The organism is Nitrincola alkalilacustris (assembly GCF_008973755.1).
In the GTDB taxonomy this organism is placed as follows: domain Bacteria; phylum Pseudomonadota; class Gammaproteobacteria; order Pseudomonadales; family Balneatricaceae; genus Nitrincola; species Nitrincola alkalilacustris.
On sequence record NZ_WBOM01000006.1, the window covers coordinates 33,959 to 51,709 of the forward strand.

The 17,751-nt window shown below is 53.0% G+C and carries 16 protein-coding genes; 10 read left to right on the forward strand and 6 right to left on the reverse strand.

The window, feature by feature from the left end:
• Positions 1 to 16: 16 nt before the first annotated feature.
• Together F7R27_RS12020 and F7R27_RS12025 are read right to left on the reverse strand one after the other, a co-directional pair.
• Entirely contained in the window at positions 17 to 352 is a 336-nt protein-coding gene (locus F7R27_RS12020) for a hypothetical protein (protein ID WP_151704515.1), read from the reverse strand.
• Positions 345 to 908, reverse strand: coding sequence for a PilZ domain-containing protein (locus tag F7R27_RS12025; protein WP_151704516.1), 564 nt, complete (start codon positions 906 to 908; stop codon positions 345 to 347). Before F7R27_RS12025 ends, F7R27_RS12020 begins: the two co-directional genes overlap by 8 nt.
• A gap of 99 nt (positions 909 to 1,007) precedes the next feature.
• Between F7R27_RS12025 and F7R27_RS12030 the strand changes: the two genes are divergently transcribed.
• Positions 1,008 to 2,255, forward strand: coding sequence for a lipoprotein-releasing ABC transporter permease subunit (locus F7R27_RS12030; protein WP_151704517.1), 1,248 nt, complete (start codon positions 1,008 to 1,010; stop codon positions 2,253 to 2,255).
• The gene (locus F7R27_RS12035) at positions 2,248 to 2,934 is read left to right on the forward strand and encodes an ABC transporter ATP-binding protein (RefSeq protein ID WP_151704518.1); all 687 of its coding nucleotides are present in this window, start codon (positions 2,248 to 2,250) and stop codon (positions 2,932 to 2,934) included. The genes F7R27_RS12030 and F7R27_RS12035 overlap by 8 nt, the downstream gene beginning before the upstream one ends.
• On the opposite strand, the gene F7R27_RS12040 is transcribed toward F7R27_RS12035, so the two are convergent.
• A complete protein-coding gene (locus F7R27_RS12040; protein ID WP_151704519.1) occupies positions 2,926 to 3,477 on the reverse strand; it encodes a DUF2062 domain-containing protein in 552 nt (183 codons plus the stop codon). The genes F7R27_RS12035 and F7R27_RS12040 overlap by 9 nt on opposite strands.
• A gap of 108 nt (positions 3,478 to 3,585) precedes the next feature.
• Between F7R27_RS12040 and F7R27_RS12045 the strand changes: the two genes are divergently transcribed.
• The 8 genes from F7R27_RS12045 to murB all read left to right on the forward strand — a co-directional run bounded on the left by F7R27_RS12045 (position 3,586) and on the right by murB (position 10,531).
• The gene (locus tag F7R27_RS12045) at positions 3,586 to 5,829 is read left to right on the forward strand and encodes a DNA internalization-related competence protein ComEC/Rec2 (RefSeq protein WP_151704520.1); all 2,244 of its coding nucleotides are present in this window, start codon (positions 3,586 to 3,588) and stop codon (positions 5,827 to 5,829) included.
• A gap of 86 nt (positions 5,830 to 5,915) precedes the next feature.
• Positions 5,916 to 6,536 carry a MotA/TolQ/ExbB proton channel family protein gene (locus F7R27_RS12050; RefSeq protein WP_151704521.1) on the forward strand — a complete coding sequence of 207 codons (621 nt, stop codon included), beginning with the start codon at positions 5,916 to 5,918 and terminating at the stop codon, positions 6,534 to 6,536.
• A 15-nt stretch (positions 6,537 to 6,551) separates the two neighbouring features.
• Positions 6,552 to 6,974, forward strand: coding sequence for an ExbD/TolR family protein (locus F7R27_RS12055; RefSeq protein WP_151704522.1), 423 nt, complete (start codon positions 6,552 to 6,554; stop codon positions 6,972 to 6,974).
• Positions 6,974 to 7,981, forward strand: a complete 1,008-nt coding sequence (gene lpxK / locus F7R27_RS12060) for a tetraacyldisaccharide 4'-kinase (RefSeq protein WP_151704523.1) — start codon at positions 6,974 to 6,976, stop codon at positions 7,979 to 7,981. The genes F7R27_RS12055 and lpxK overlap by 1 nt, the downstream gene beginning before the upstream one ends.
• Before the next feature lie 2 nt (positions 7,982 to 7,983).
• Entirely contained in the window at positions 7,984 to 8,175 is a 192-nt protein-coding gene (locus F7R27_RS12065; protein ID WP_151704524.1) for a Trm112 family protein, read from the forward strand.
• A complete protein-coding gene (gene kdsB / locus F7R27_RS12070; RefSeq protein WP_151704525.1) occupies positions 8,175 to 8,942 on the forward strand; it encodes a 3-deoxy-manno-octulosonate cytidylyltransferase in 768 nt (255 codons plus the stop codon). The genes F7R27_RS12065 and kdsB overlap by 1 nt, the downstream gene beginning before the upstream one ends.
• A 57-nt stretch (positions 8,943 to 8,999) precedes the next feature.
• Entirely contained in the window at positions 9,000 to 9,494 is a 495-nt protein-coding gene (locus F7R27_RS12075; protein ID WP_338088400.1) for a low molecular weight protein-tyrosine-phosphatase, read from the forward strand.
• Positions 9,494 to 10,531: a UDP-N-acetylmuramate dehydrogenase gene (murB, locus tag F7R27_RS12080; protein ID WP_151704527.1), complete on the forward strand. Its 1,038-nt coding sequence runs from the start codon at positions 9,494 to 9,496 to the stop codon at positions 10,529 to 10,531. Before F7R27_RS12075 ends, murB begins: the two co-directional genes overlap by 1 nt.
• Before the next feature lie 19 nt (positions 10,532 to 10,550).
• Here murB and F7R27_RS12085 read toward each other — a convergent pair whose 3' ends face one another.
• The 3 genes from F7R27_RS12085 to rne all read right to left on the reverse strand — a co-directional run bounded on the left by F7R27_RS12085 (position 10,551) and on the right by rne (position 17,508).
• A complete protein-coding gene (locus F7R27_RS12085) occupies positions 10,551 to 12,734 on the reverse strand; it encodes an EAL domain-containing protein (RefSeq protein WP_151704528.1) in 2,184 nt (727 codons plus the stop codon).
• On the reverse strand, positions 12,731 to 14,068 hold the full coding sequence (gene nosR, locus F7R27_RS12090) for a response regulator c-di-GMP phosphodiesterase, NosR family (protein WP_151704529.1): 1,338 nt from the start codon (positions 14,066 to 14,068) through the stop codon (positions 12,731 to 12,733). The genes F7R27_RS12085 and nosR overlap by 4 nt, the downstream gene beginning before the upstream one ends.
• Positions 14,069 to 14,301: 233 nt before the next feature.
• Complete coding sequence (gene rne / locus F7R27_RS12095; protein ID WP_151704530.1) at positions 14,302 to 17,508, reverse strand: ribonuclease E; 3,207 nt, start codon at positions 17,506 to 17,508, stop codon at positions 14,302 to 14,304.
• Positions 17,509 to 17,751 lie beyond the last annotated feature (243 nt).

Consider the following 17,751-nt stretch of genomic DNA (forward strand, 5'->3'; position numbering starts at 1 on the left):
TGGCAGAGGCGGGTCGCTACTCATCCGCCTGCTTCTGCCTGTTTTCCTTATCCTGGCCTTGATGATCTGCTTGGTTGTCAGGTTTCTGATAAACCTCATCTTCAAAAAAGCGGCCAGTGATTTTCAGGCGCTTTTCTATCCAGCGATTGCAGTACTTCCAGATCAGAAAAGCAGGCAGCATCATCAGCATGATGCCAATGGTCAGCGTTGCGCCGGCATGACTCATGGGTCCCAGCGTGACAAACCAGTCAAGAAATCCCAGTCGACGGCCGGTGTAGAACCATAAAATAAGGAACAGAAAGCCTGCAGCCGTAGCAAGGTGGTGCAGGGTTTTGGATTGTTGTTCAGTCATTGAGGTATTGTTTACGCTCTTTGGCCTGGGTTTCGATGATCAGTCTGGCCAGTTGCATACGGCAACTTTCCGGCATTTTCAGAAATTCGATACCGATTTCGGCACCATCACTGGCCGGTGTGCAGCGTTGCACTCTGGCATAAAGCAGTAGCCCCATCTCTCCCTCAGGGAAAACCAGCTTTACCGCCATCAGGCTGTTAAGTTCGATAGTGCGCTGATTGTGAAATGAGAGACCGCCTTCACTGAGATTGACTATCTCGGTCTTGATCTCATCCCCCATCAGTTGGTTGGCAGAAAGGGTCTGAGCGATCAGGTCGATCTTCTTGCTCATGAGCTGCAGGTAGGATGTCAGAATCGGCATAGATCGGCCCAGTTGGTTCAGCTTGGTAGTGGCCTCCTGATCCAGTTCCTGTAATTGACTCTGCAGCATGAAGTAGGGCGAAACCTTGAAGTGTGATGGTTGCAGCGAGTCAAGATTATCCGGTTCAGGAATTATCGTGAACTCTAATGCTACCGGGTGGTCAATGCGATAGAATTGGCGTCGTTCACTTTCCAAACTGTTTCTCCCTGAGTCAGATTTGCTTCGCTCAAGTATAGCGAAAAAAACAGCAGATCTGTTAGAGATAGAAACCTAACTGTGATTTAATTCAACCCCATGTTCAGACCCTTATCTCTATTTGTCGGACTGCGCTACACGGCAGCTAAACGCGGCAACCATTTCATATCCTTTATCTCGCTGGTATCGATGCTGGGCCTTATGCTTGGTGTTGCCGCGTTGATTGTCGTGTTGTCTGTGATGAACGGCTTTGACCGTGAACTCAAGCAGCGCATACTCGGCATGGTACCTCATGCCACCATCAGCGAATATGGCACCTCAATGAGAGATTGGCCATCGGTTGCCGAGCGTCTTGTGCTCTCCGATCAGGTTGAGGCTGCGGCACCCTTCGTGCAGGCGCAGGGGATGCTGACCAATGCCGGCAGGGTTCATGGCGTGCTGGTTAACGGCATCGACCCCGACTTTGAAACCGACGTTTCCATCATTGCGAACCACTTTACATACGGCTCTCTGGATAATCTCGCACCGGGTGAGTATGGCATCGTTCTCGGTGAGCTCCTGGCGCGATTTATCGGTGCCGGTGTCGGTGATAAGGTCACACTGGTTCTGCCTGAGGCATCCGTCAGTATTGCCGGCATAGTGCCGCGGTTGAAGCGTTTCGATGTGGTGGGCATCTTCTCGGTTGGCGCAGAACTGGATGCGAGTCTGGCTTATGTTCATATTGAAGATGCGGCGCGTCTTAAGCGACTTTTACCGGGCGAGGTGGATGGTGTGCGCGTCAAGTTTGACGACCTTTTCGCTGCTCCACGACTGATACGCTCACTCGCAGAGTCTTTTGATCGCCCGCTGTATGTGTCTGACTGGACACGCACACATGGCAATCTGTTTCAGGCGATTCAGCTGGAAAAGCGCATGATTGGCCTGCTGCTGTTTCTGATCGTATTTGTTGCAGCCTTCAATATCGTTTCAACACTGGTCATGGTCGTGACGGACAAGCGCAATGATATTGCGATTCTGCGTACCATGGGCGCTACGCCCGGTGGCATCATGCGTATTTTCATGGTGCAGGGTACGGTAATAGGTTTTATCGGAACAACACTGGGATTGATTCTCGGGATTATTCTGGCTCTGACGGTCAGCGATCTGGTTGCCTGGGTTGAACGAGCGCTGGGTATCCAGTTCTTGTCGGCTGACGTTTATTTCATCAGTTATCTTCCATCGCAGTTGCAGTTGAATGATCTGTTGCTCATTACCGCGACCGCTTTCAGCATCAGCTTCCTGGCGACACTCTATCCTGCCTGGAAGGCTTCAAGAACACAGCCGGCAGAGGCGCTTCGCTATGAGTAGTGCAGTATTGGAAGCGCGTGAGATCACGCATGTCTATAAAGAAGTGGGCCACGATCTCGTGGTGCTGGATGCACTCAATTTTACCGTTCAAAAAGGTGAGCGTGTTGCCATAGTCGGTAGCTCGGGCAGTGGCAAGACGACGCTGTTGAATATTCTGGGTGGGCTGGAAAAGCCTACCAGCGGCTCGGTAAGCCTGCTCAATGACTCTATCTATGATGTGGCCGAGTTACAGCGCTGTACCATGCGTAATCGCATGCTCGGTTTTGTGTATCAGTTCCATCACCTGCTTAACGAGTTCACGGCGCTTGAGAATATAGCCATGCCTTTGTTGATTCGGGGTGATAGCGTTGCTGCTGCAAGTAGTGCAGCAAATGAGCTGTTGGCTCAGGTAGGGCTGTCTGATCGTGCCGGTCACAAGCCGGGACAGCTCAGTGGTGGTGAGCGGCAGCGTGTGGCTATTGCGCGTGCCCTGGTGACCTCGCCAGCCTGTGTTTTGATGGATGAGCCCACCGGCAATCTTGATCACGTCACGGCTGATGAAGTACAGCAGTATCTAAATCGGTTGAATAAGGAGTTGGATATTGCGTTTGTGGTTGTGACGCATAATCTGGAGCTGGCCGGAAGTATGGGGCGGGCGCTTCAATTGACCAATGGTCGACTGGAGCCCTTCTCAGTCTGACGGTTTGTTATCTGTCTGGTTGCGGCGCTGGGCTCGTGCCTTGCCGCGTTTGATCCAGCTCCGGCGTACATGTATCAGCCAGACTATGCGTACTGTAATGAAGCCCATTATTCCGGCAATGATGCCGCATAAGACAGATCCCAGCAGCAGTGGTTGCCAGATCAGCTTGAAGTTGTCGTAAATACTGTCGAGAGTCCATGCCATCCTGGGGGCCTCCGGGTCGGAACCCAGAATCAACAGACCGATTCGATAGCAAAAGTAGAGCATGGCTGGCATGGTAATGGGGTTGGATATCCAGACCAGTCCGATGGATACGGGCAGGTTACTGCCAACCAATACAGCAATGACAGCAGCCACCACCATCTGGAAGGGCATCGGCAGAAAGGCGCAGAAGATACCTACCAGAAATGCCAGTGATACTGAACGGTGCGACAGATGCCAGAGGTTGGGGTTCTGAATATAGCGCCCCATCCAGCGTAAATGCTGGTGGTTTCTCACCCAGTGGGGGTCCGGCATGTATTTTTTCAGAAGCTTGCGTGGCATTAACGTTACTTTACACTAAGGGCTGCTCATTATGCCGCCTGAATGGATTCAAGCCAACAAGACATAAGTGATTACAAGGTGATTACAACGTGATTATAAGGATCAAGGATGATCTATTATCTCGCCGGACTACTGACTGTTGCGCTCTTGCCCAGTCTATCTTCTGTTTATTACATCTTTCCCGTATTGATGCTCCTGCTGCATCCGTTTCTACGATATCGTGCTCTACTCTATTGTCTGGGTGTGCTTGTGGCGACGCTTTATGGTGCCTGGCAGTTGCACCATCGGCTGCCACTGGCTCTTGATGGCACGGATGTTCGCCTTGGCGGTGTTGTTCTGGACCTGCCACAGCACAGTGATCAAAGAGTCAGGTTCGAGCTGGCTGTTGATCAGGTATTGACGGAAGAGCCCTCATTGAAGCGTTTGCGTCGGGTGCAATTGTCTCTGTATCAACCTGAACAGATCATTAAGGCAGGGCAATATCTTGAACTGGAAGTGCGTTTGCGATCGCCGCGCAGTTTGATGAACCCCTATGCGAGTGACAGGGAGCTTTACTATCTGCAGAATCGTCTTGATGCCACCGGCTATGTTCGGCAACTGTATCTTCAGAGTGATGTCACCGGCTGGTCTCTGCCGGGATTTCGGCAGGAGCTGTCGGACCGACTGCATCTTCGCTTCAGTGAGGGGCATTCCTCCTGGCTGCTACAGGCGATAGTGCTGGGTAGTCGCCTGGATATGAGCGCTGAGCACTGGGAGGTATTGCGCAGAACAGGGACGGCTCACCTGCTGGTCGTCAGCGGCTTGCATATCGGTGTTGCAGCAGGAGCAGGCTTGCTGCTGGGTAGGCTGTTGATGGCTGGAGTTCTGCTCTGCGGTTTTACATCTGTCTGGTTGAGGCGTATCCCTCTGCTGCTGGCATTACTGCTGGCCGTGTCCTACGCCTGTATAGCCGGGCTGGGTTTGCCGGTACAGCGTGCCCTGATCATGGTGACTATTTTCCTGATGGCCGAGTGGTTCTTGAAGCAGGTCAGTGGGTGGGCAAGGTGGCGCTGGGCGCTGGCTGCTATTCTGACCTGCCAGCCACTCGCGTTGTTGCAGCCGGGGGCCTGGCTCTCATTCAGTGCTGTGGCTGTTCTCTTGTGGCTCGCGCAGACATGCAAAAGGCCGGATACTTCTGCCTGGCGGCTCGCTGGACAGGCGCAATGGGCGATATTTGTCGGCATGTTGCCCTTGATGGCACTGCTGTTCAATCAATTTGGACTGCTGGCACCAGTGGTTAATCTGATTGCCGTGCCGCTGTTTTCGTTGTTGATTACCCTGTTGCCGTTGCTGATACCGGTATCATTGGCGGGATCTGAATCGGTGGTCTGGGGCGTTGCTCAGTTTCTTGATTATTTCTGGTCAGGATTGCAATGGAGTGCAGATATTCCGGGTGTGTTCATGCTCTTGGCACGTCCGGATCCCATCGTGGTAGCGATCGCAAGTATGGCCTGCTTCTGGCTTCTGATGCCGCTTCCGTTGCATTGGAGGTGGGTGAGTGTGATGGCTCTTTTACCATTGCTGTGGCCTCGATCGTCAGAGGTGCCGCCTGGCGAATTCCATGCTGTGGTATTTGATGTCGGACAGGGGTTGGCGGTATTGGTCGAGACTCATCAGCATCGTCTGCTATATGATACAGGCCCCGGCTTCGTTGGTGGTGGAAGTGCACTGCCATTTACCATAGCGCCGCTGCTTCGGGCGCAGAATGTTAATCATATGGAACACCTGGTAATCAGTCATGGCGACTTTGATCATGCCGGTGGCTATCCGTCGCTGAAACAGATGATGTCGATAGGGCTGAAAGAGGGGGGTAGCGAGGATCTGATCAGTCTGGGATTTCAGAGTTGCCATGAGCGACAGGAGTGGGTGTATGGCGGCGTACATTTTCGATACCTGACACCAGCTCCGCAGCCGGAGTGGAGCCGGAATGAGCAATCCTGCGTGCTGGAGGTCAGAAACGGAGCCTGCAGCCTGCTTTTACCGGGTGATGCCGGTTTGCCTGTTGAGTTCGGACTGGTGCGCACGGGCCAGTTGCGGCCTGTGACCTGGCTAGTGGCTGGCCATCATGGCAGCCGCAGTTCATCATCACAGGTTTTCATTGAACATCTGCAACCTGAGTACGTCATCTATACCGCCGGATACAATAACCGCTTCGGACACCCGCATGACGATGTTGTTTTGCGATTTGACAGGTTTGGCGTCAATGCCAGGAATACAGCTACTGATGGCGCAATCGTCTTGCACGCAAAGAAAGGCGGGTGCGAGACACGAAGCTGGCGCGAAGAGCGCCGTCGTTACTGGCACTCTCGGTGATTCGTGCCATAAAGTGTAAGAGAAACAATCTACTTTCCATGACAGGGCTATGATAAAGTTGTGGCAGGAAAAAGGAGGCTCACTGAGTGTTTGAACTGATTAAAGCGGGCGGCTGGTTGATGATACCGATACTGGCCTGCTCTGTTGTTTCGCTGGCTATCTGCATTGAACGCTTATGGTTTCTTAAAAAGAGACATGTTATCCCCGCCGGGTTGCTGGGCGATGTCTGGGAACTGGTGCGCGGTGGCAACATGACGCCTGAACATATGCGTCAGATCAAGCAGGGCAGCCCTCTGGGCAGCATTATCGTTGCCGGGTTGAATAATGCCAAACATGGTCGGGAGATCATGAAAGAGAGTATTCAGGAAGCCGCCAGTCATGTGATACACGACCTGGAGCGTTACCTGAGCAGTCTTGGATCCATTGCCGCGATCACTCCTTTGCTGGGGCTGTTGGGTACTGTCATCGGCATGATCAAGGTGTTCACCGAAATCATGATTCAGGGAACCGGTAACGTCGGCGTACTGGCCGGAGGTATATCAGAAGCACTCATCACGACAGCCGCAGGGCTTTCCATTGCAATCCCCACATTGGTGATGCATCGCTATTTTCAGCGTCGGATCGATACGCTGGTGGTGATCATGGAGCAGGAAGCCGTGAAACTGGTGGAAGTGATTCATGGCGAGCGTGATGTCAATTATGAGTAAGGGTGGACGGCTGCTGTGAAGTTTCCCCGCCAGCGCCAGGATGAAGTGAGTGTCAATCTGACGCCTTTGATCGATGTGGTGTTTCTGCTGCTGATCTTCTTTATGGTTTCCACCACCTTTACTCGCGAGTCTCACCTGGAGATCAATCTGCCGGAAGCCACATCTTCAGCCGCTGCGATAACCGAAAGAGTCGCCATCGATGTTGTTATCTCCTCCGAGGGTCTATACAGCGTCAATGGCAAGCCGCTGGTGAATGCTCAGGCGCTGACACTGCGCAGGGCAATCATGGAGGAGGCCGGTGATGCGCGTGATATCCCATTTGTTATTACCGCCGATGGGGAAACACCGCATCAGGCGGTGGTGACCGCAATGGATGTGGCAGGCCAACTGGGATTTGCCAGACTCAGCATCACAACACGGGAGTCGGGGCGTGAATAATGCGCCTGCTTGAGAGGAGTTGGTATCAGAAGGCTGTATGGAGCCCCCTGCTCAGGCCTCTGTCCTGGGTATTCGAACTTCTGGTAACACGCCGTAGAGCGCGTTACCTCAGATACCCCGAGCATCAGTGGCGAGCTTCAGTCCCGGTTGTGGTGGTAGGGAATATAAGTGTCGGTGGCACGGGTAAAACACCACTGGTGATCGCTCTGATAGCGCTGTATCGTGCCCAGGGTTTCAGACCGGGTGTGGTCAGTAGGGGGTATGGCGGGAAACCACCTCACTATCCTTTTCATGTGACTTCAAACGCCAGTCCAACTGAGTCAGGTGATGAGCCACTGTTGATTGTTCGCCATACTGGTGTCCCACTGGTGGTGGATCCGGACAGAGTGGCGGCGGCTAAATGGCTGCTGGCAGAGACAGATTGCGATATCATCATCAGTGATGACGGCTTGCAACACTATCGCCTGGCCAGGGATATCGAGATTGCGGTGATTGATGGTCAGCGGGGCCTGGGTAATGAACGCTGTCTGCCGGAAGGTCCTTTGCGTGAGCCTGTGAGTCGCCTGCAGCAAGTGGATATGGTGGTTGTTAACAGTGGTCAGGCACATAAATGGCCCGGCGCATTCCGGATGGATATAGTGCCGACTTCGCTGCGACATCTGCGTTCAGGAGCCAGTTACAGTATTGATGCGTGGCGTGCCGGAAAGGACGGCAGGGTTCATGCGGTGGCTGGGATCGGTAATCCGTCGCGCTTTTTCGAAACCCTGGAAAAAATCGGGTTGCAACCGATAGAACACCCATTTCCGGATCATCATCATTACCATCCGGACGATATTGAATTCAAGGATGAGTTACCTGTCATCATGACCGAGAAGGATGCGGTGAAATTTCACAACCCGTTGCCGGTTGATTGCTGGGCTTTGCAGGTTGAGGCCGGGCTTGCGCAGGAGTTTGAAGAGCGACTGCTGCAGTTGACGCAGCGTATCAATTTACAGAACAGGACTTGAGAATGGATCAGAAACTGCTTGATATACTGGTGTGTCCCGTATCCAAGGCACCATTGGAGTGGAATAAAGAGACCAACGAGCTGATCTGTCGGACCAGTGGGCTGGCCTACCCCATTCGGGATGACATTCCTGTGATGCTGGAGAGTGAGGCTCGCACCCTGTCGGCTGAAGAACGTCTGAAAGAGAAAAAATAATGAGTTTTTCAGTTGTCATTCCGGCTCGTTTTGCTTCTACACGCTTTCCCGGCAAGCCTCTGGCTGATCTGGCCGGTAAGCCGATGCTGCAGCATGTATATGAGCGCGCGTGCGAGAGTGAGGCCAGTAGGGTTATCGTCGCGACTGATAATCAGCAGATCGCTGATGTGGCATCGGCGTTCGGTGCCGAGGTGTGCATGACATCACCGGATCACCCATCCGGTACCGATCGCTTGCAGGAGGTTGTGAAGCGCCTTGGATTCTATGCGGATGATATCGTGGTGAATGTTCAGGGGGATGAGCCCTTGATACCGCCACGTATCATCAATCAGGTGGCGCATAACCTGATTGCGATGACCGAGGCGGGGATAGCAACCCTTTCGGAGCCGATTGAAGAGCTGGATGCCCTCCTTAATCCGAACGTCGTCAAGGTGGTAACTGATTGTAAGGGTATGGCACTCTATTTCAGTCGTGCGACTATTCCCTGGCCACGGGATGCCTTTGCCGGGAAGAATAAACCCGACAGCATACCGACAGGTTTCAGTTGGCAGCGTCATATCGGCCTGTATGCCTACCGTGTACGACTGCTGAATGAGTATGTTACCTGGCCACCTGCACCCTTGGAGCAGACAGAGTCACTGGAACAGTTGCGTGCCTTGTGGATGGGGGTTCGCATCCATGTCGCAGCAGCAGATGAAGCGCCACCGGCGGGTGTTGATACTCCTGAAGATCTGGAGAGAGTCAGGGCGTGGCTGGCGCAGCAATAAGCCATGCCGGTGCTGCAAGTATGTTGAACAAGTGGCAATACAATGATTGATACGGTTATGTCAAAACAGTTTCCTGTGAGTGTTCTTTTTGTCTGTTTGGGTAATATCTGCCGATCACCCACAGCGCATGGTGTTTTTTTGAAGTGCCTCGCTGATGAAGGCTTGCAACATCAGGTCGAGGTGGACTCTGCTGGAACGGCTGCATATCACGTGGGTAATCCTCCAGATCCCCGCAGTACCATGGTTGCGGCGCGTCGTGGTTATGACCTGAGCCCCTTGCGTGCCCGTGCGGTCGAAGGCGCTGATTTCGAGCAGTACCACTATATTCTGGCGATGGATCAGCAGAACCTGAACTTTCTTAAGGCGATGGCACCGGTCAACTTCACGGGGCATCTGAGTCTGTTTCTTGATTTTGCGGACTCAGTGGACGCGCGTGAAGTGCCTGATCCCTACTATACCGATGGTGACAAGGGGTTTGAGCTGGTGGTCGATATGATAGAGGATGCGTCTGCGGGACTGATCCGTCATATCAGGGCGAGGCATGCCGGTTAATGCTGTCAATTCAACGAAATGTTGCGCTTGATACGCTTAACACCATGGGATTTTCAGCCACTGCCGAGTACTTCACCCGTATTACAGAGGTGGCTCAGTTGCCGCTGCTTTGTGAGTATTGCAAAGAGCATGAGCTAGAGCTGCTGCTGCTGGGTGGCGGGAGTAATCTGGTACTGGGCGATAGTGTCTTCGGTATGGTGGCACAGATTGATTTAAAAGGCTGGGAGACAACCCGACTGGATGATGACAGGAGCCAGCTGCGTATCGCAGCAGGGGAGAACTGGCACGCAGCGGTAGACAGAATGCTGGAAGAGGGATTGTTCGGCCTCGAGAATCTGGCTCTGATTCCCGGTACGGTGGGGGCGGCGCCGGTACAGAATATCGGTGCCTATGGAGTCGAGCTCAAGGACCGGCTGCTGGAGGTTGAGGTGTATGATCGAACGCAGGCGTGTTTTTCCAGTTTGAGCTGCTCAGACTGCCACTTCAGTTATCGTGACAGTGTCTTTAAATCGATTGAAGCGGAGCGTTATATCATTACGGCAGTGACCTTTGTGCTTCAGCATCAGTTTAAACCAGTCCTGGCATACAGTGGCTTGCATGAACTGACAGACAAGGCTGATCTGACCGCTCGTGATGTGTTTGATCAGGTATGCTCCATTCGAAGCAGTAAATTACCGGATCCGAAAGTGCTGGGAAATGCCGGCAGTTTTTTCAAGAATCCAATTGTTTCTGCTGAGCAGCTTCAGCAACTGAAACAACACTTTCCCGATCTGGTTGCCTATCCAGATCAGGGGCAGTTCAAGCTGGCAGCCGGCTGGATGATTGATCGTTGCGGCTGGAAAGGCAAGCGAGAGGGGCAGATGGGTGTGTATGAACGGCAGGCTCTGGTGCTGTACAATGCCGGCGGTGGGACACGTGCGCAGCTGGAGGTTCTGATGACAAAAATCCAGCGATCGGTTCAGCAACGTTTCGGAGTCTGGCTGGAGCCGGAACCGCGCTTTTATCCTGCAGTGCATACTGCTTGCCATTTAACCTGAGAAGCCGGGTTAACTCTGGTCAGGTATCTTCCTCATTAGGTTGTGACAGCATTGCGGAGTGGTGCCTGAAGGCGCGGCGAATATTGGCTCGCAGCTCATCATCCACCCAGGGTTTGGTGAAGAATTTATAGGCACAGCCTTGATTGATCGCTTCTGTGACGGTTTTGAGGTCGGTATAACCCGACAGCAGAATACGAATAGTGTTCGGATGAATACTCTTGACCCTCTTCAGGAACTCTATACCGCTCATATCGGGCATGCGCTGGTCGGATATCACGACCTGAACCGGGTTGGTGGCCAGTAATTCAAAGGCGGTCTGGGCATTACTGGCGGTCAGAATCTTATAGCCATCCTGGCGCAGCACTCTCTTCAGCGCATTCAGAATGTTGGGTTCATCATCCAGTAGCAGTAATGTCTGAGTTTTGTCTGCTTCTGATTCCCTGGAGTTGAACAGCTGCTGTATTTTGTGTTGCTTGAAAAACGTGATCAACTCGTCAAATGGCATGGGGCGGGCAAAGAAGTAGCCCTGGAACTCATCGCAGAGGTGCTGGTTCAGAAAGCTCGCCTGGGCCTTGGTTTCTATACCTTCTGCCACGACCTTCAGCCCCAGATGGTGTGCCATTGAGATGATCCCTTTGGTGATAGCGGCATCATTCTGATTGCTGATGATATCCCTGACAAAGGAGCGGTCGATCTTGATCTTGTCTACAGGGATATTCTTCAGGTAGCTCAAGCCGGAAAAACCGGTTCCGAAGTCATCGATCGAAATGCTGATTCCGAATGCCTTGAGCTCATTGAGCATGTTCAGTGTTCGATCCGTGTTATCTACCAGCAGGGATTCCGTAATTTCAATGTCCACCAGCTCCGGGGGGATCTTTGATGACTGCAGTGCTCTGAGCATGCTTTTGACAAAATTTCCACGCTGAAACTGTATTGCAGACACATTGATCGAGACGCGATTACCGATATAGCCCATATCATAAATCAGTTTGTTGTCCTGACACGCCTGCTTCAGAACCCACTCACCCAATGGGATGATCTGGCCAGTATTTTCGGCTACCGTGATGAATTCATCTGGTGAGATGTGTCCCAGATCAGGATGATGCCAACGCAGCAGGGCCTCTATTCCGGTGATACGGCCAGTTCGCGAGTCAAACTGAGGCTGGTAGTAAACCTGAAAATCTTCATTCTCAATCGCTTTCTGCATCTCATTGCGCAGAAGAAACAGATGGCTGATCTTCTGGTTCAGATCCTCAGTGAAAAAATGATAGGTATTGTGGCCTTTCTGTTTGGCCTTATACATGGCTATGTCGGCCTGCTGAATCAGTTGCATGGGTTGATCTATGCTGCCATCGCTGATTCTGATACCCATACTGGCCGTGATGTGCAGATCTATGCCTTCCATCCGCATTGGGTCGGAAAGGCTTTCCAGAACACGGTCTGCAACGGTCATGACATGCTCTTCGTGGACCAGGTCCGGCAGAACCAGTACGAACTCATCACCACCGAAATGAGCCAGGATATCGCCGGGACGTATCTGCATTTTCATCCGATTGGCGATCTCTATCAGAACCTTGTCACCTACCTTATGGCCCATGGCATCATTAATTGCCTTGAAACCATCGAGGTCGATGAACATGACGGCAAGCTTGTGTCCACTGCGGCGCGCAACGCGACAGATCTGATCCAGTCGCTCCTCAATTGCTGCTCGGTTCGGCAGGCCGGTCAGAACATCGTGGTTGGCATTGTAGGCCAGGCGTGTTTCATAGTGTTTCTGCTCGGAGATGTCATTCTGAACACCGACAAAGTGAGTGATACGCCCTTGATCGTCAGGAACCGGAGCAATGTAGAGATCATTCCAGAAAGCGCGGCCATCCTTGCGGTAATTGCGCAGTACGACATGAACCTCTTTTTTCTCCTGCAGGTGTTGTCGAATTTCGGCTACAGCATCCTGATCCACATCACTGCCTTGCAGAAAACGGCAGTTGCGACCCAGTGCTTCGGCGGCAGTGTAACCGGTAATTTTTTCAAAAGCCGCGTTGACATAAATGATCGGCATATCCTGCTGCTGTGCATCCACTATCAGAATGCCGTTATAGCAGGACTCGAGACAGCGCTGCAGCAGGTGGGCTGAGTGCCTTACAGCGGTAGCGTGAGGGTCCAGACTTTTGAGCGTGTCAGTGTCGGTATTCTGTGCATTCATTCCATGAAGTCCTGCCGCTGAGCGGCATGTATGGCCAGCTCAAACTGAGATTGTTCAGATGCTTCAAACTCTCTGAGTTTATCGATCAGCATGCTATTCAGTATCTTGTCCTCATAGATGATCAATGTCCCTTTATCCGAATAGAGGTTGCGGGCCAGTCGCATCCCGGGCTTCAACTGATCTGTACGCAGCAGAAGCACATTGTTTTTTTCGTGATCACCTTCCTGCTTGCACAGCTCCATCAAACGGATGAACTGCCCGCAGAGGTGGGGTTCATACAGCTGGCCGGAATACTTTGTCATCATGGCCAGTATATCCTCATGGGCCATCGGTTTATTGAGTGTAACACCTTGGTGCAGCTCTACAAAATCGACTGCCAGACGGAGAATGCGTGCACCTGCTGGAATAGCCTTGCCCTTGATTCCGTCTGGAAAGCCGCCACCCGCCCAACGCTCCTGATGGTGGCGTATCAGCTTTGCTGCCCCCTGCATGGGTTCAAGGGCCATCAGCAACGACTCACCGATCGCAGGATACTGGCGATAAATATCTTTATAGTGCTTGTGCAACTGATTTGATGACTGCCGCAGCATTTCATCATCCCAGGTAAGCTTACCCAGATTATAGAGTGATGCGGCCATGCTCAGGTTGCGGGTCAGGTCGGCATCCAACTGATAGTGCTGACAAAAACGCTTGATGATGGCTATAACCTGGCTGTTGCTGTGGCGATCAGAAGGTAAGCGCAGGTCGATCAGGGATGAGAACACCATGGTTGTCTTGACGTAACTTTGTGATAGTTCCTGATAAGCGGCCTCAACCATCTCGGCGGTTTGTTCAAGTTCGGCGGTACGCTCTTTAACACGCTGCTCCAGTGTCCGGTTGAGCTCATGCAGGTTCCGGTTCTGCTCCTGTGTCAGGCGTTCGAGGCGCTTGCGCTCCAGTTCAGAGGTATGAAACTCCATCGCCTGTCGGATTGTCAGGCGCAGTTCATCGTCATCCCAGGGCTTACTGATATAGCGATAAATTTTGCCTTCGTTGATCGCTTTGACTGTTGTGGCCAGGTCTGCATAGCCGGTCATCAAAATGCGCATGCAGCCGGGCCAGCGCTTCTGGACTTCTGCCAGCAGGGTGGCACCATCCATGCCTGGCATGCGCGCATCAGATATCACCAGGTCGATCAGATTGTGTTCCAGTATTTCCAGAGCTTCTTCACCACGTCTGGCCGTCAATATCTTGTAGGGCTCGCGCAGTAAAGCACGCCTGATGCTTTTCAGGATGTTGTCTTCATCATCAACCAATAGCAGGTTAAGTGATTTCAGGGCTGGATTATCGCTCATCCATCTTCGCTCCTTGACTTGATCCAATACTGGATGAATGCAGCTAAGTATATGATGGATCACACATATGAGGATTTTCGATCACATCCTTACTGGAGTATAGTCTCCTTGAAGATTGCTGCAGGCAAGCATTTTTTGCGACAAGAAAAGGGAGGGGATGATGAGGGTATTGTTGATACAAAAAAGCAGGCCGTTCATGGCCTGCTTTTCGGGTATGTTGCAGATTTAATCCTTTACTGGGCTTTATCGCGCTTCAGTCGCGGATCATTCGGTGCACGACGTCTTGCACGGGGTTGTTCGGGTTCGGACTGCTGAGGCTGCTCCAGAGGTTGTGTTGGCTCCTCTGCAGCGGGCGTATCTTCAGTCTCCTCGACCAGGCTGTTATCCTGTCGGGCGATATCATCCTCTGCTACTGATGTTGCCGGTTCTTCTGCAGGCTCTTTGTCATCGACATCGGCACCTGAAACAGTGGCTTCAGATGCTGCGTTGGCGGTGGTTTCTGCTCCCGGCTTCTCTGCTGTTACGCTTTCTTCAACCACTTCAGCCACTTCAGTAGGCTCTGCAGGTGAATGAGAGGGTGTAACAGCTTCGGCATCCATTTCACGAATCAGATCCTGTTGAACCAGTTGTGTTGGCTCATCAGTTTGCCCGGAAACAGTGCTGACCTTTGTCACAGCATCGCTGCCTGTTTCGGATTCGCTTTCAGGCTCTGTACTCTCGCCAAGGGGAGCGGAGGACAAATCTGTTGCTTCCGCTTGATCAAACTCAATGCTGGATTGCTCCGGTGCACGTCTGCCTGATCTCTGACGCTGGTTACCACGGCGAGACCTTGCTGGTTTTTCAACGGGCGCAGCATCTGTCTCTGTTGTGGATACTGCTTCCGCTTGAGCATCAGTTGTGGCTTCGAGGGCTGTATCAGCCACGGTGCTGTCAGCGTCAGAAGCATCGGTTACGGAAGTATCAGCATTTGCCGTGAACTGAGGGGCATCATCTGCAGATACATTCGATTGAACAGGGGGCTGTTCAGGACTGGCCTCTGTGCGCTGTTCTGTAGCGTCAGAAGTTGGCATCTGCATCTCTGCCGCCTTTTCAGGTACATCTGCCTCAGCCTCAGGTTTGCTGCCCTCGGTTCCCTGCGCCTGGTTACTGTCCTGCTCTTCCATGCCTGGCATCAGTGTCCGCTTGGCGGTACGCTCACCACCGCGACGACGACGTCCACGGCGACGGCTCTGCTCCTGATCCGCCTCATTCAGCTTGTCTGTATCGATTTCTACAGTGTCAGGTTGAGCAGAGGTGCTGCTCTCATTTGTATCCTCAGCAGCAGTTGATGCTGGCTTGTCACTCTTTTCGCCACGTTTGCGATCCCCGCGACGGCGACGGCGCGTGCGCCCGCCTTCAGCACCTTCCTCACGCTTGTCGGTGGATTTTTCTCCAATTGGTGGCAGGTTGTGTTCCGGCTCAATCGTGATGATCTCGTCCTGGCGCTCATCACGGCTGTCTCTGCGCCGGGAATCACTATCACGTGGCTTGCTGCGACCACCGCGGCGTTTATCACCACCTCGGCTGTTTGATGAGCGGCTTTCACTGCTGCGCGCTGGTGCTGGTGCCGGCGCTTTTGCAACAGGTGGCTTTTCAGGGGCTGGCTCAGGTTTGGCGGGAGTACCGGCAAACAGTGAGCGCAGAGAGGAGATAACCCTCTTTGCAAAGGATGGTGCTTCGACGGCCTTCGGCATATGGTGATAAGGTGCGGATGCCTGAGCTTCCGCCTTTGGCTTGCTGGCCAGGTCGGAGGCGTCTTCGTTGGTTTTGCTTACCACTTCGGCAACAGGCTGTGGTGCAACCCGTGTCGGTGGTGCAATAGCCTTGACGGCAGCTTCTTCGCGTTTGGGTGGGCGAGTAACTGTCGAGGGCTCTTCGGGAGCGGTTTCAGGCTGAATGGCGTAGCTCAGGTCATCAATGGTGGCAACGGTGTGATCATCGCGCAGCCTGACCACCTCATAGTGTGGTGTTTCCATATTGGGGTTTGGAACGATGACAACTCGAACCTTGTGGCGCTCTTCAATCGCATGGACTTCATTGCGCTTTTCGTTGAGCAGGAAGGTTGCCACGCTGACAGGCAGGATCGCACGAATCTGTGCGGTACGATCTTTCGAGGACTCCTCTTCGATCAGGCGCATGATCGACAGAGCGAGTGATCCTGTGTCGCGAATGACACCTGTACCACTGCAGCGAGGGCAGACACTGCCACGGGTTTCGCTGAGTGATGGACGCAGGCGCTGGCGTGACATCTCCAGCAGACCAAAGCGGGAAATGCGGCCCATCTGCACGCGTGCGCGATCCAGCTTGAGGGCATCGCGCAGGCGATTTTCCACCTCACGCTGGTTTTTAATCGGCGTCATATCGATAAAATCGATGACAATCAGGCCGCCGATATCACGCAGTCTGAGCTGTCGAGCAATTTCATCGGCTGCTTCAAGGTTGGTATTCAGTGCCGTTTCTTCGATATCGCCACCACGGGTTGCGCGTGCCGAGTTGATATCGATGGAAACCAGCGCTTCGGTCGGGTCGATGACAATCGAACCACCAGATGGGAGCTGGACTTCGCGCTCAAACGCGGTTTCGATCTGGCTCTCAATCTGGAAACGATTGAAAAGCGGTGTGGATTCCTTGTAGAGCTTGACGCGATTCTCAAACGTCGGGATCACCTGACGTACAAACTGCATCGCCTGCTCATACACAGCAGGGTGATCAATCAGCACTTCGCCGATATCGGCACGCAGATAGTCACGGATGGCGCGAATGACGACGTTGCTTTCCTGATAGACCAGGAAGGGGGCCGGGCGATCCTTGACCGCCTGCATCGCATCCCAGAGGGTGGTCAGGTAGTCCAGATCCCACTGCAGTTCTTCGGAACTGCGACCGATACCGGCCGTGCGGATGATGACGCCCATCTGGTCAGAGATCTTGACGCCGCTGAGGGCTTCCTTGAGCTGGTTGCGATCCTCGCCCTCAATCCGGCGGGAGATGCCACCGGCACGCGGGTTGTTGGGCATCAGCACCAGATAACGTCCGGCCAGGCTGATGAAGGTGGTCAGGGCTGCACCCTTGTTTCCACGCTCCTCTTTATCGACCTGAACGAAGACTTCAGTCCCTTCACGGATCACATCGCGGATGTTCGGGCGCTGGCCACGTTCCGGCTGCTTGGAAAAATATTCCTTGGCAATCTCTTTGAGGGGGAGAAAACCGTGTCGATCAGCACCGTAATCAACGAAGGCGGCTTCCAGGCTGGGCTCAACGCGGGTGATTTTACCCTTATAGATGTTGGCTTTTTTCTGTTCCCGGCTGTCTGACTCCATATCGAGATCAAACAAGCGCTGTCCATCGACAAGCGCGACACGCACCTCTTCGGGTTGAGTTGCGTTAATCAGCATTCTTTTCATGTTGTTATGCGTTCTCAGCAAACGCAACGCATTCCACTCCAGTCAACCAATGTGTCTGGTGTGTCAGTGTCCAGTCTTTGTGACCGATTGCTGCATCTGGCATGCAATCGCCTGGGTAGCTTCTGGCTACCTTGGTGTCGGCAGTGGAGGAAACGATGACCAATGTCGTTATTTTCTATGGCTGTGGCTGCTGTCTAAGGCAGGTTCCGGGTCAGCGTGCATCTCCACCTCCAACTGGACCCT

Bases quoted from the DNA above. Each gene is read 5' to 3' on its own strand.
- F7R27_RS12020 (WP_151704515.1), bottom strand. From the start codon at position 352: ATGACTGAACAACAATCCAAAACCCTGCACCACCTTGCTACGGCTGCA.
- F7R27_RS12030 (WP_151704517.1), top strand. From the start codon at position 1,008: ATGTTCAGACCCTTATCTCTATTTGTCGGACTGCGCTACACGGCAGCT.
- F7R27_RS12035 (WP_151704518.1), top strand. From the start codon at position 2,248: ATGAGTAGTGCAGTATTGGAAGCGCGTGAGATCACGCATGTCTATAAA.
- F7R27_RS12040 (WP_151704519.1), bottom strand. From the start codon at position 3,477: ATGCCACGCAAGCTTCTGAAAAAATACATGCCGGACCCCCACTGGGTG.
- F7R27_RS12045 (WP_151704520.1), top strand. From the start codon at position 3,586: ATGATCTATTATCTCGCCGGACTACTGACTGTTGCGCTCTTGCCCAGT.
- lpxK (WP_151704523.1), top strand. From the start codon at position 6,974: ATGCGCCTGCTTGAGAGGAGTTGGTATCAGAAGGCTGTATGGAGCCCC.
- F7R27_RS12065 (WP_151704524.1), top strand. From the start codon at position 7,984: ATGGATCAGAAACTGCTTGATATACTGGTGTGTCCCGTATCCAAGGCA.
- kdsB (WP_151704525.1), top strand. From the start codon at position 8,175: ATGAGTTTTTCAGTTGTCATTCCGGCTCGTTTTGCTTCTACACGCTTT.
- F7R27_RS12075 (WP_338088400.1), top strand. From the start codon at position 9,000: ATGTCAAAACAGTTTCCTGTGAGTGTTCTTTTTGTCTGTTTGGGTAAT.
- murB (WP_151704527.1), top strand. From the start codon at position 9,494: ATGCTGTCAATTCAACGAAATGTTGCGCTTGATACGCTTAACACCATG.
- F7R27_RS12085 (WP_151704528.1), bottom strand. From the start codon at position 12,734: ATGAATGCACAGAATACCGACACTGACACGCTCAAAAGTCTGGACCCT.
- nosR (WP_151704529.1), bottom strand. From the start codon at position 14,068: ATGAGCGATAATCCAGCCCTGAAATCACTTAACCTGCTATTGGTTGAT.
- rne (WP_151704530.1), bottom strand. From the start codon at position 17,508: ATGAAAAGAATGCTGATTAACGCAACTCAACCCGAAGAGGTGCGTGTC.